The sequence below is a fragment of the Bacteroides faecichinchillae JCM 17102 genome, from assembly GCF_000614145.1.
Lineage (GTDB): Bacteria > Bacteroidota > Bacteroidia > Bacteroidales > Bacteroidaceae > Bacteroides > Bacteroides faecichinchillae.
Map to the genome: position 1 here is coordinate 12,426 of NZ_BAKK01000013.1, position 13,068 is coordinate 25,493.

Consider the following 13,068-nt stretch of genomic DNA (forward strand, 5'->3'; position numbering starts at 1 on the left):
TACTCAATCAGTAGCATTTTTTGTATTTGCTTTGTTGTAAGAAAATTAGGCAAGTGTTTACTTTGTCGAATGCTTACGAATATTCTGGGTAATATATTAAAGGAATGAAACAGCCACTAACCAATTTTACTTAGTTTACTATCTATCACGTTATTTAGTTTTCGTTTATGATCTTCATATTTTTACATGTATAAATAATTATTATTTGAAGTTCATAGTATTATGTATTTAGCAGGGATAATGAATAAAGCAAAGCGGTTTATTTGCATCTAGAGACTAAGTCCGAACACAAAATAAACTTGTTCCTCATAAGGATTAGCGATCAGCTTTCCGAAAACAGGGAGTGAGAAGTTGGAAGTAATCTTTAATTCTTTAGTGGCTGAAAGTCCTACATTGACTACATTAAATTTGTTGGAATACATGCCGTCCCAAGGAGTGAAGCCGGCTTCGATACTCATACTGACATCTTTTACACTGAATGGATAACTTACTTCACAATAGCTCGACCATGCACGTTTCTCATTCTCGCGATAGTCGTTACCGGCAAAGACAGTATACCAACTGATAGATAAAGGAAACTTTTCACTAAGCATATATCCGGCACCAATTTCAAATGTATGGCCGGTAGAATGTGAATTGTAATTGAAATATTTAAAAGGCTCTTCTTCCGTTTGAGTAAAGTAGTTGTTGGCGTAGAGAGTTAGGCTCTTGCACTCATACTCCAAAGACAAGTCTATTTCATTATTTTTGTTTCTGAATTCAGTTGATCCCCAGACATAGGCAGTCAAACCTTTCCAATTGACACCGAGAGAAGGTTGTACACAGGCATTTCCACTGTCCATACCTCTCCATATATAACTGCTGACAAAATCAGCATTAATAAAAACATCCTGTGATTGTGCGGAGATAGCACAAAAGAGGATTACAATAAGTGTAATAGTTTTCTTCATTTTGTTGATTTGTAGTTTTCGGATGACAAAGATATGGATTAATAGTTAAAGAATGATTAAGAGTAATAAAAAAGAGACAGTCGCATTGAACAACTGTCTCTTTCCATCTGAATATGTTCGTATTTTTTTGGAAGGTGAAGATATACCGATTATTACTCTTTCTAGCCTTCAGAAAATGGAAGAACGGCTTCCTTCACATTTTACGCGGGTCCACCGTTCTTATATTATCGATCTTCATAAGATAACTGAAGTGTCCAGACTTCGTATTATTTTCGATAAGAATACATATATTCCTGTAGGTGATAATTACAAGGAGAAATTTACGGAGTATATCAGTGAACTCAGCCTCTCCTGAATACTTCTGTTTTAGTTTATTTAATTCCTAATTTCTTAGCGATATCTTTAGGAAGTGCATCTTTGTGTACTACTATATTCATCGTTTTGTAAGCAACGAATGGTTTGGAAGCATACCAGATTCCTTCGTATTTTCCAGCTTTACCCCATGAGTTCTTTACCATGAAGTATTCTTTTCCATTTTGGTCTTTTGCGATACCATAAATAATCATTCCGTGATCATCTGTCGTTTCCCAGTTGTCGAAAGCTTCCTGACGCATTTCTTGTGTGATTTCCATTTCCGGACGTGGTTGATTAGTCATTTCTTTACGTCTGTCGGCAGGAGTCTGACCTGTCCAGCGTGCCATATCAGATCCACTTTGTTCTGTATCTTTATTTACGTCAGGCATTACTGCAATACCATCACGAGTGAAACCTTGTTCGCTGACATCGCTCCCCCATGCAAAAGTATATCCTTTATTTACCGCATTATCCATTACAGCCATCAATTCATTGATAGGTAAGTTGTAAGACAAGCCGTTACGCCAGTTGTCTTGGATTTCGATTGCGAATTGAGTATAAAATGGGTGATGAGTATATGAAGTTAATGATACATAATCTTCAGCTTTCAATCCTAATGACTCAACAAAAGACTTTGGGGTGTATTCTTTGCCTTGGTAAGTGAATTTTTCAGGGCATACTCCTAAGTATGTATCATAGATTGCACTTAATCCTTTTTTCCATACAGGAGTCAGTTTGCTGAATTTTCCTTTTGCAATTGCATTAACATAGGCTCCGGCTACTGCATCTAACTCATTATGTACGGGAAGTGAATCACCATACATGATGCCGGGCATTGCTTCTTGCGGAACCAGACCGTAATTTTTCATACAATATATGATGTCATAGAAACTTCCACCAGGTGAGAAAGAGCTATCCCCATGATAGCGTACATAGTTTGCTCCGCGATCTTCCATCGTTTTGTGTACGACGAACATTTCTGATAAATCATGTTCACCTTTACCTAAACGGAGTAATTCAGATTCAAGGAATCCTAGGGCGGAGAAACTCCAACACGTACTTGATCGATTTTGATTCTTGATAGAAGTGATCGGATTTTCTTTCACTGTTGTGAATACAAATCCTTTTTCGGATTTTGCATCTTGTGCCATAGTACTCAGGCTGAACAGGCCTAAGGCAGCAATAAGTATTGTCTTTTTCATTCTTATGAAATTAATATAATTTGTTTTGGATGCAAATATAGGTAATCCCTGTTGTATTTCCATCTGATTGTATACTAATTGCATAAAAAAAGAAAGAATATTATTGTATTTTAGGTCGATAGGTTCGTTCAGAGAATGGAATGTTCAGAAAGAGGGAGGGGCTATTTTTGCATTGCATATCATTGGACATTTTCATTTAGTCTATATATTTGTAATTGATGGATGCCATCCGACGAAAACAATTATATGAAACTCCTATGCCAAAGGACTAAGAGAGACATTGGCGATAACGTATCAGTTCTTTTTCTATAGTGTCATCTTCTGAAGTGCTGCTGACGTATAAGTTGTTGTCTTATAAATAACGCGGACTCTACGAGTTTTTAAAGCTCATAAATCCGCGCTATTAACATAAGATTCACTAAAATCTATTCTGCATTCTTTTTAGGTGCTATATAATCTTCTTTAATAAACTCATCGTATACTCGTTTGGGGTGGTCAAAAGAAGCTGTCCCATTTCTACTTTCATCGAAATTCTCACGACGGAATTGTTTGAGTTTTACATTGCCTTCAGCGTATTCTCTCAACTTTTTGTGGTCTCTTCCGTAAAGAGAGCTTTCAATAACTTCTGAGTTTAACAGACTTTCCTTAGGAGTAATTGTGGGCAAAAGTACTTGCTCTAACAATCCGCGATAGGCACCATTATACTCACACAATACTACATCTTGAATTACAAATATACGATATGTATACTTCGACCATGCAGTTTTGATAGTGACTTCCTTAGCATATATTTCAATTGTAGCTTCCGAACCGTATTCTTGATCTCGGATAACAACAATGGTTCTACCATCAAGTTCTTCCAATACAGAAGTAATCCATCGGGGAGAATTCATAATTTCCTCAATGATTTCGGACAATGTTTCTTTAATTTCAAATTGTATCCTCATAGTTCTTGCCTGTGGGTCAGGACTTTTTATACACCCGCCTTAAAACGATTAAGGTGTTCTAAAGTTATGAATTAGAAATGATAAAAGCAAGAATTAGCCTGAAAATTTAGATTTTTATGCAAACTAAGTGATGATTTTATTTGTTTTATTCGTAATATATACAGCAAACTACAAAACTTCAATATCTATGCAAAAGAGAATTAGGAAGAATTACCTTATTTATGCTACAATGCTGCTCTTATTCGGGGGGCTTATTTATATTGCAATTGAAGAAGGAGATCGATTTTTACATCATGAGGCAAATTTTACGGTTGTACAAGGTGAGCCTTTTGCTATGTTCTGTCAGTTTATGTCAGATAATCTACACCATCCATTGACTACTTTGCTTATTCAGATTATTGCTGTATTGCTAATGGTACGTCTATTTGGTTATCTTTTTAATTATATAGGGCAGCCAGGAGTCATCGGTGAAATTGTTGCTGGTATAGTATTAGGGCCTTCTGTATTGGGAGCTTTGTTTCCTGATGCTTTTCAATTTCTTTTTCCACCCGATTCATTGACTAATCTGGAATTGTTGAGTCAGGTCGGCCTGATTCTTTTTATGTTTGTAATTGGTATGGAACTTGACTTTAGTGTATTGAAGAATAAAATCAATGAAACGTTAGTTATTAGTCATGCAGGTATCCTAGTTCCATTCTTATTGGGTATTTTGTCTTCTTATTGGATATACGAGGAGTATGCGGCTTCTCAAACTCCTTTTCTTCCTTTTGCTCTTTTTATAGGCATATCGATGAGTATTACTGCCTTTCCTGTTTTAGCACGTATCATTCAGGAACGGAATATGACAAAAACTCCCTTGGGTACATTGGCTATTGCTTCGGCGGCTAATGATGATGTAACAGCTTGGTGTTTGCTGGCAGTTGTGATAGCTATTTCAAAAGCGGGAAGTTTTGCCAGTGCTCTCTATTCTGTAGGATTGGCCGTCGTGTATATTGTAATTATGTTCCTGCTGGTTCGTCCCTTTCTGAAAAAGGTAGGAGAGGTTTATGCAAATCAGGAAGCTATCAATAAGACTTTTGTTGCTTTTATCCTTTTAATTCTGATTATTTCATCTTGCATTACTGAGGTAATAGGCATTCATGCATTGTTTGGTGCTTTTATGGCAGGAGTAGTGATGCCTTCTAATATTGGTTTCCGTAAGGTAATGATGGAAAAGGTAGAGGATATTTCATTGGTATTCTTCTTACCTTTGTTTTTTGCTTTCACTGGGCTTCGTACGGAAATCGGTTTGATAAATAGTCTGGAACTATGGTTCGTGTGTTTATTGTTAGTGACAGTAGCTGTAGCGGGAAAGTTAGGTGGATGTGCTGTAGCAGCTCGTTTGGTCGGAGAGTCTTGGAAGGATAGTTTGACGGTAGGAACTTTGATGAATACTCGCGGATTAATGGAGTTGGTCGCATTAAATATTGGTTATGAAATGGGAGTTCTTCCTCCATCTATTTTTGTCATTTTAGTTATTATGGCGTTGGTTACTACTTTTATGACTACTCCATTACTACATTTAGTCGAACGTTTTTTTTGTACATCGGGAAGAAAAGCTATCTTTGAAGCGTAAATTGATTTTGTGTTTTGGAAGACCGGAATCGGGAAGAAATCTTTTATCTATTTACTATCTGTTGTTTGGACAGAAATTGAAAAAAGAACATATAATTACTGCTCACTATACAGTTGGTACGGACTTGAATCCTTTGAATGCTGAGCATTATGCCCGAGAAAGTTTTGCTTTGGTAAATCAACGGGCAAAAGAGTTGGATATTCAGGTGGATAACCGTTATCGGGTGACTGATAAACTAGTACAGGAGATGATTCATTTTGTACGTAAAGAACGACCGGATATGTTATTGTTAGGAGCGGGTAGTCATTATCGTCCGGATGCGTCGGGAACAACTCCCGGAGCTATTTTGTGGTTGTCTTTGTTTCGGGATAAGATTGATGAGGTATTGGAGCAGGTGAAGTGTCCGGTAGCAGTGTTTGTGAACCGTCATTATCGGGAAGGAGCAATGATCAGCTTGGTACTTGGAGGTATGATTGATGCATTTCTGCTTTTCTATTTGGAAGAAATCCTTGCAACCGGTCATTCTGTCCGTCTTTTTCTTTTTGATACCGATGATGATAGGTTTCGGTTGAAAGTAAGAGAATTAATGGAGAATTATCCGGGATTGATTTTTCCAGTTGGTTGTACCAAAGCTGATGATTTGATAACAGAGGATAAAGATGGCTTGCTCATTATGAGCCATCTTTCATATATAAAACTGGCGAAAGAAGAGGAAGCGTTATCTAAGCTGTCTTCTTTGTTAGTGATTCGTCGAAATAAAAGTAATGGAAATAAATGAGGAATTTAGAAATAGATAGATTTACAGGATTGGTGTTGGAAGGTGGTGGTATGCGCGGAGTGTTTACCTGTGGTGTACTTGACTATTTGATGGATCATGACATTCGTTTTCCCTATACGATAGGAGTTTCTGCAGGGGCGTGTAACGGACTATCATATGCTTCTCGTCAGCGAGGGCGTGCTAAGTACAGCAACATAGATTTATTGGAAAAATATAATTATATCGGTTTGAAGTATTTGCTCAAGAAACGTAATATTCTTGATTTTGATTTACTGTTTAATGAATTTCCAGAACATATTCTTCCTTATGATTATGAAACTTATTTTTCTTCATCTGAACGTTACGTGATGGTGACAACAAACTGTCTGACGGGGGAAGCTAATTATTTCGAAGAAAAAAAAGATAAGAATAGAGTAATCGATATTGTTCGTGCATCAAGTAGTTTACCTTTTGTTTGCCCTATTGCCTATGTAGATGGTGTTCCTATGCTTGATGGAGGAATTGTAGATTCTATTCCTTTACAACGCGCTATAGCAGATGGATATGTCAAGAATGTAGTTGTATTGACTCGTAATCGTAGCTACCGGAAAGATTCTAAAGATATTCGTATACCTTCTTTTGTATATCGGAAATATCCGAAACTGCGTGAGGCACTTAGTCGTCGTTGTGCTGTATATAACGAGCAGTTGGATATGGTGGAACGTATGGAGGACGAAGGCAAAATTAAGGTGATCCGTCCATTAAAGCCAGTAATAGTGGACCGCATTGAACGGAATATTCAGAAATTGGCGGATTTTTATGAAGAAGGATATGAGTGTGCAAAGAGTTTATTTGAATACCCTATGGTTATTCATTGATTTCTATTGTGTATCCTCCTTTGAAGGTCTCACCTGCTTGTAAACGTTGCATCCAATCTTTGTCTTTATATTCTCCGGTATAGTGAGCCCGGTCACATCTTCCGTACCAAGGTTCGATACATACAAACGGAGCATTCATACCAGGAGGTGACCATAATCCTACTACTGGTGCTGTAAAGTGAAGGCTGAGATATGGCTTTTTCTCCTTACTATATAAAGTAACGGTTTTTACCTGGCTATTTTCTATAATCAATGCATCATTATCGAAAGTATGAGTATCTAATGGTAGTAATCCATCTGTTAATACTAGTGGATATTCAGTAAAAGGGTCGGCACATCCTTTTTCGGAAATTAGGATATAGTTCAGATGGTCCTTTTTATTAAAGCCGAAATATCCTCGTTCTTGAACTGCTTCTTCAAAGTCAGGCCAATAAAAAGCAGGGTGAGCACCGATCTGAAAAAACATTTCTTTTTCTCCTGTATTTTTGACTTCCCAGATTACTTCGATTTGTTTATTATGAATACGATAACCTATTTCCAAACAGAAAGGATAAGGATATTTTGACAAAGTTTCTTGATTGTTGATAAGACGGTAACGAAGTTCATCTGTTTCTTCGGAGATAAGTGTAAATTCCATATCACGAGCGAATCCATGTTGGGTTAGACTATAAACAGCTTTTCCAACGCGGTATTCATTTTCCCAAACACTCCCTACAATAGGGAAAAGTACTGGAGAATGACGTTTCCAAAATGCGGGGTCTGCTTGCCATAAATACTCTTTTCCATTGGCAAAGATACTGCATAGTTCAGCTCCATGGGGAGATACTTGAATGCTGATTTGAGAGTTACGTAGTGTATTCATTGAAATTCAAAGTTATTTTCTTCTGATTTGCATGCACAAAGATACTATTTTTGAAAGTATATATAAATCTTAGTTGATAAAAAACGCGATATAGTTATCTCTTTGGGTGCGGTGAAATAAACGTGATATTTACTATAATAAATATTTCTAAATGAATATGCCGTAAATTCTTCTGGGGAGGAGGAGAATAGCCATTGGGATTTGTAGAAAACATCATTAAGTATCAAATATAACAGAGAATGAAACAAATGTTTCATTTAACAAAGCTGGTTTACGCTAACTTTGCCGAAAGAAATGGGTTAATTAAAAATCTTTTTAATGCTATGTTTTATTAGTTGGAGATAAGTGAAACAAGCCCAGTAAGAAATTATATAGTGTATATGAAAAATATTAATAAACTAATAAGATAAAACGATGGAAAATACAAAAAACTCTTCTCTTTCAAAGATTATTCCTGTGATGTTTTGCTTCTTTGCTATGGGCTTCGTCGATTTGGTAGGCATTGCTTCTAATTATGTAAAACAGGATTTGGGATTATCCGATGCTCAGGCTAATATCTTCCCTTCATTAGTATTCTTCTGGTTTCTGATTTTTTCAGTACCTACAGGTATGTTAATGAACCGTATTGGACAAAGAAAAACAGTTTTGTTAAGTCTGATGATAACTTTCATCTCTTTACTTTTGCCGATCTTTGGTGATGGTTATATGTTAATGTTGGTTTCTTTTTCTTTGTTAGGTATTGGAAATGCTTTGATGCAGACTTCTTTGAATCCGCTTCTTTCTAATATAGTACGAGGTGACCGTTTAGCAAGCAGTCTTACTTTCGGACAGTTTGTAAAAGCAATTGCTTCTTTCTTAGCACCGTTCATTGCTATGTGGGGAGCAACTCAGGTGATTCCGTCTTTGGGTTTAGGTTGGCGTGTACTATTTCCTATTTATATGATTATAGCAGTTATTGCTATTCTGTTGCTTAATGCTACGCAGATTGAAGAAGAAAAAGAAGAGGGTAAACCTTCTACTTTCGGACAGTGTCTGGCATTGTTGGGTAAACCGTTTATCTTGCTCTGTTTCTTAGGAATCATGTGCCATGTTGGTATAGATGTAGGGGCAAACACTACTGCTCCTAAAATATTGATGGAACGTCTTGGAATGAGTTTGTACGATGCTACTTCTGCAACAAGTTTTTATTTTATTTCCCGCACGTTCGGTTGTTTGTTGGGTACATTAATATTACGCCTGATGTCTCCGAAATCTTTCTTTGGTTTCAGTGTTATAATGATGCTAGTTGCAATGGTAGGGTTATTTATATTCCACGATAAGACAATGATTTATACTTGTATTGCTTTGATTGGTTTTGGTAACTCAAATGTATTCTCTGTTATTTTCTCTCAGGCACTACTTTATTTACCGGGTAAGAAAAATGAGGTTTCCGGTTTGATGATCATGGGACTTTTCGGAGGAACTGTTTTTCCGTTGGCAATGGGAGTTGCATCTGATGCAATAGGGCAGAATGGTGCAGTTGCAGTAATGACTATTGGGGTACTTTATTTGCTGTTTTTTACATTTCGTATTAGAAAATAATTTTATATTTGTTGAAAAATAAAATTTGTTGATTATGAATAATATAATAGTAGGTATGGGTGAGGCCCTGTGGGACGTATTACCCGAAGGAAAGAAAATAGGCGGTGCTCCGGCAAATTTTGCATACCATGTTTCACAGTTTGGATATGATAGTCGTGTAGTAAGTGCAATAGGGAAAGATGAATTGGGGGATGAGATTCTGAAAGTATTTAAAGAAAAGAATCTGCAACATCAGATTGAATATGTAGACTATCCTACCGGTACGGTACAAGTAACGCTCGATGGTGAAGGAGTACCTTGTTATGAGATCAAAGAAGGAGTTGCATGGGATAATATTCCTTTTACGGATGAGCTAAAGCGTTTGGCGTTGAATACACGTGCCGTTTGTTTTGGTTCTTTAGCACAACGGAATGAAGTTAGTCGTGCTACTATCAATCGTTTTCTCGATACGATGCCGGATATGGAAGGGCAATTGAAGATATTTGATATTAATCTTCGGCAGAATTTTTATACGAAGGAAGTGTTGCGCGAATCATTTCAACGTTGTAATATTCTGAAAATTAATGATGAAGAATTGGTGACTATTAGTCGAATGTTTGGGTATCCGGGTATTGACCTGCAGGATAAATGTTGGATTCTCTTGGCTAAGTATAATCTAAAAATGTTGATATTAACGTGTGGTACGAATGGAAGTTATGTTTTCACTCCCGGAGTTGTTTCTTTTCAAGAGACTCCAAAAGTGCCTGTTGCAGATACTGTCGGTGCAGGAGATTCATTTACTGCTACTTTTTGCGCTTCTATTTTAAAAGGTAAACCCGTGCCCGAAGCTCATAGGTTAGCTGTGGAAGTTTCTGCTTATGTTTGTACTCAGAGTGGTGCTATGCCGGAACTTCCTTCTGTTTTGAAAGATAAGTTGCTTTAGTTTCTCTGGTACAAGACTGATATTTTTAGATGTAAAGATAAAAACCTTTCAAAGTAAACCAATTTGCTTTGAGAGGTTTTTTATTGTACAAATAAATAAGGTTGTAACGATGTCTTAGATCAATGAGATATTTGATTTTTCTTATTGGACTTTTAAGAGAAAACTGCTATCTTTATCCCGATATCGATATAGAAGATTAGGATTGTATGGTAGAAGAGAAACAGGTAGAGAAAAACACGATATTATGAGGTATTTTCATTGGATAGGATTTTTGTATTGTTTTGTTATGACAGTGTCTTGTACACAGGATGCTTCTCGTTTTCGTATAGGTGTTGCACAATGCAGCGATGATTCTTGGCGCCATAAGATGAATGACGAGATACTTCGTGAAGCAATGTTTTATGATGGTGTATCTGTTGAAATCCGGTCAGCTAATGATGATAATCATAAACAGGCAGAAGATATTAGTTACTTTGTGAACAATGGAGTTGATTTACTGATAGTTTCAGCTAATGAAGCCGCTCCGATGACTCCGGTTGTGGAAGAAGCATATGAAAAGGGAATTCCTGTCATAATGGTCGATCGGAAAATTCTTTCTGATAAATATACGGCATATATTGGAGCAGATAATTATGAAATAGGTCGTGCCGTTGGAAATTATATTGCTTCCCGTCTCAAGGGAAAGGGGAAAGTTGTAGAGCTGACAGGGCTTAGGGGGTCTACACCAGCAATGGAACGTCACGAAGGATTTATTACTGCGATCAGTCATTATCCGGATATAAAATTGATTGATGAGGCAGATGCGGCATGGGAGAGAGGTCCTGCGGAAATAGAGATGGATAGTATGCTTCTTCGCCATCCTAAAATTGATGCTGTATTTGCTCATAATGACCGTATTGCTCCGGGAGCCTATGAAGCTGCTAAGAAAGTTGGAAGAGAAAAAGAGATGATTTTTGTGGGTATTGATGCTTTGCCGGGTGAGGGAAATGGATTGGAATTGGTACTTGATAGTGTACTGGATGCCACTTTTATCTATCCAACAAATGGTGATAAAGTGATGCAATTAGCAATGAATATCCTTCAAAAGAATCCATATCCTAAAGAAACGGTTATGAATACAGCAGTAGTAGATCATACTAATGCCCGGATTATGCAGCTTCAGACAACTCATATTTCGGAACTTGATCAAAAGATAGAAACGTTGAATGGACGGATTGGCAATTATCTTTCACGCGTAGCTACACAACAATTTGGGTTGTATGGCAGTTTGTTGATTCTCTTGTTGGTGGCTGGGCTATTACTGGTTGTTTATAAAGCACTACGTTCTAAAAACCGTTTGAACAAGGAACTATCTGCACAAAAGAAACAATTGGAAGAACAGCGTGATAAGTTGGAGGAGCAACGTGACCAATTAATTCAACTGTCTCATCAATTGGAGGAAGCGACTCATGCAAAACTAGTTTTTTTACAAATATATCTCATGATTTTCGCACTCCATTGACATTAGTTGCCGATCCGGTCGAACAATTACTAGCCGATAAATCCTTGAATTCGGACCAGCACAGAATGTTGATGCTAGTACAGCGTAATGTAAGTATTCTCCTTCGTTTGGTTAATCAGATTCTGGACTTCCGCAAATATGAAAATGGTAAGATGGAATATACGTCTCTTCCTTTAGATTTACTTTCATGTTTTGAAAGTTGGAATGAGTCATTTCAGGCGGCTGCCCGTAAAAAGCATATTCATTTTTCTTTTGATAATATGCCGGATACTGACTATCATACTTTGGGGGATGTGGAAAAGTTGGAACGAATTTACTTTAATTTGCTTTCAAATGCATTTAAATTTACTCCGGAAAATGGTAGAGTTACTGTGCGTTTATTGGCATTTACAAAGGAAGGACAACGGTGGTTGCGTTTTACAGTCGCTAATACAGGTTCTTTAATTTCTGCCGAACATATTCGGAATATCTTCGATCGTTTCTATAAAATAGATATGCATCATGCCGGCTCGGGGATTGGATTGGCGTTGGTAAAAGCTTTCGTTGAATTACATGGTGGTGCTATTACTGTGGAAAGCGATGAAAAACAGGGAACAGTTTTTACTGTTGAGTTGCCGGCACAAACTGGCCATTTAAATTCTTTGAATGAAGAAACAGTAGCTTCTATTACGGATTATCAGGTAGATGATTTATTGTCAGCAGAGGATAAAGAACTAGAAAAGGGATATGATTCATCCAAGCCATCAATTTTGATTATTGATGATAATGAGGATATCCGTTCTTATGTTCATGGGTTACTTCATTCGGAATATACGGTTGTTGAAGCAGCAAACGGTTCGGAAGGAATTCGAAAAGCAATGAAGTATGTACCTGATCTGATTATTTCTGATGTGATGATGCCTGGTATTGATGGAGTAGAATGTTGTCGTCGTCTGAAGAGTGAATTACAGACTTGCCATATTCCTATTATGCTATTAACAGCCTGCTCATTGGATGAGCAACGAATTCAGGGATATGACGGTGGAGCGGACTCTTATATTTCCAAACCTTTCAGTTCGCAACTGTTGCTATCACGTGTCCGAAATTTGATAGATTCACATCGTCGTTTGAAACAATTCTTTGGAGATGGACAGACTTTGGCTAAAGAAGATGTTTGCGACATAGATAAAGATTTTGTCGAAAGATTCAAGGCTTTAATTGAGGAGAAACTGGGAGATTCAAATTTGAATGTAGAAGATTTGGGTAAAAATATGGGATTAAGTCGTGTACAGCTCTATCGCAAAATAAAATCATTGACTAACTATTCTCCAAATGAGTTACTTCGTATCGCCCGTTTAAAGAAAGCGGCGTCTTTACTTGCTTCTTCGGATATGAATGTAGCAGAAATTGGTTATGAAGTAGGATTCAGTTCACCTTCGTATTTTACCAAATGTTATAAAGAACAGTTTGGAGAAAGCCCTACAGATTTTTTGAAGAGGAAAGGATAAGAATTGAATTAT

Annotated in this window: 9 protein-coding genes and 2 pseudogenes; 7 read left to right on the top strand and 4 right to left on the bottom strand. The window is 37.0% G+C overall.

Going from position 1 to position 13,068, the window contains the following annotated elements:
- Positions 1-269 precede the first annotated feature (269 nt).
- Entirely contained in the window at positions 270-950 is a 681-nt protein-coding gene (locus JCM17102_RS08600) for a hypothetical protein (protein WP_025074811.1), read from the bottom strand.
- Positions 951-1,056: 106 nt separating this feature from the next.
- Between JCM17102_RS08600 and JCM17102_RS26850 the strand changes: the two are divergent.
- Positions 1,057-1,305 (top strand): annotated as a pseudogene (locus JCM17102_RS26850) (LytTR family transcriptional regulator DNA-binding domain-containing protein); the annotation flags it as partial.
- A 16-nt stretch (positions 1,306-1,321) separates the two neighbouring features.
- On the opposite strand, the gene JCM17102_RS08610 reads toward JCM17102_RS26850, so the two are convergent.
- Both JCM17102_RS08610 and JCM17102_RS08615 read right to left on the bottom strand, forming a co-directional pair.
- Positions 1,322-2,506 (bottom strand): C1 family peptidase, encoded by a 1,185-nt coding sequence (locus JCM17102_RS08610; protein ID WP_025074813.1) that lies wholly within the window; start codon positions 2,504-2,506, stop codon positions 1,322-1,324.
- Between the two features lie 425 nt (positions 2,507-2,931).
- Positions 2,932-3,453: a hypothetical protein gene (locus JCM17102_RS08615; protein ID WP_025074814.1), complete on the bottom strand. Its 522-nt coding sequence runs from the start codon at positions 3,451-3,453 to the stop codon at positions 2,932-2,934.
- Positions 3,454-3,640: 187 nt separating this feature from the next.
- Here JCM17102_RS08615 and JCM17102_RS26855 point away from each other — a divergent pair.
- Together JCM17102_RS26855 and JCM17102_RS08625 are read left to right on the top strand one after the other, a co-directional pair.
- A pseudogene (locus JCM17102_RS26855) lies at positions 3,641-5,846 on the top strand (cation:proton antiporter).
- Positions 5,843-6,703, top strand: a complete 861-nt coding sequence (locus JCM17102_RS08625) for a patatin-like phospholipase family protein (RefSeq protein WP_025074815.1) — start codon at positions 5,843-5,845, stop codon at positions 6,701-6,703. The pseudogene JCM17102_RS26855 and the gene JCM17102_RS08625 overlap by 4 nt, the downstream one beginning before the upstream one ends.
- Here JCM17102_RS08625 and JCM17102_RS08630 read toward each other — a convergent pair.
- Entirely contained in the window at positions 6,693-7,565 is an 873-nt protein-coding gene (locus JCM17102_RS08630) for an aldose 1-epimerase family protein (RefSeq protein WP_025074816.1), read from the bottom strand. The two genes, JCM17102_RS08625 and JCM17102_RS08630, sit on opposite strands and share 11 nt — an antisense overlap.
- 414 nt (positions 7,566-7,979) lie before the next feature.
- Here JCM17102_RS08630 and JCM17102_RS08640 point away from each other — a divergent pair, with 414 nt between their 5' ends.
- From JCM17102_RS08640 to JCM17102_RS32405, 4 genes are all read left to right on the top strand, one after another.
- Positions 7,980-9,146: an MFS transporter gene (locus tag JCM17102_RS08640; protein ID WP_025074817.1), complete on the top strand. Its 1,167-nt coding sequence runs from the start codon at positions 7,980-7,982 to the stop codon at positions 9,144-9,146.
- Positions 9,147-9,180: 34 nt separating this feature from the next.
- A complete protein-coding gene (locus JCM17102_RS08645) occupies positions 9,181-10,068 on the top strand; it encodes a carbohydrate kinase family protein (protein ID WP_025074818.1) in 888 nt (295 codons plus the stop codon).
- Between the two features lie 244 nt (positions 10,069-10,312).
- Entirely contained in the window at positions 10,313-11,569 is a 1,257-nt protein-coding gene (locus tag JCM17102_RS32400) for a substrate-binding domain-containing protein (protein ID WP_373278872.1), read from the top strand.
- Positions 11,566-13,056: a hybrid sensor histidine kinase/response regulator transcription factor gene (locus JCM17102_RS32405; protein WP_373278873.1), complete on the top strand. Its 1,491-nt coding sequence runs from the start codon at positions 11,566-11,568 to the stop codon at positions 13,054-13,056. Before JCM17102_RS32400 ends, JCM17102_RS32405 begins: the two co-directional genes overlap by 4 nt.
- Positions 13,057-13,068: the final 12 nt, after the last annotated feature.

What these genes read in the sequence shown, in the direction of transcription:
- JCM17102_RS08640 (WP_025074817.1), top strand. Translation starts at nt 7,980, where the DNA reads ATGGAAAATACAAAAAACTCTTCTCTTTCAAAGATTATTCCTGTGATG.
- JCM17102_RS08630 (WP_025074816.1), bottom strand. Translation starts at nt 7,565, where the DNA reads ATGAATACACTACGTAACTCTCAAATCAGCATTCAAGTATCTCCCCAT.
- JCM17102_RS08645 (WP_025074818.1), top strand. Translation starts at nt 9,181, where the DNA reads ATGAATAATATAATAGTAGGTATGGGTGAGGCCCTGTGGGACGTATTA.
- JCM17102_RS08610 (WP_025074813.1), bottom strand. Translation starts at nt 2,506, where the DNA reads ATGAAAAAGACAATACTTATTGCTGCCTTAGGCCTGTTCAGCCTGAGT.
- JCM17102_RS08600 (WP_025074811.1), bottom strand. Translation starts at nt 950, where the DNA reads ATGAAGAAAACTATTACACTTATTGTAATCCTCTTTTGTGCTATCTCC.
- JCM17102_RS08615 (WP_025074814.1), bottom strand. Translation starts at nt 3,453, where the DNA reads ATGAGGATACAATTTGAAATTAAAGAAACATTGTCCGAAATCATTGAG.
- JCM17102_RS08625 (WP_025074815.1), top strand. Translation starts at nt 5,843, where the DNA reads ATGAGGAATTTAGAAATAGATAGATTTACAGGATTGGTGTTGGAAGGT.
- JCM17102_RS32400 (WP_373278872.1), top strand. Translation starts at nt 10,313, where the DNA reads ATGAGGTATTTTCATTGGATAGGATTTTTGTATTGTTTTGTTATGACA.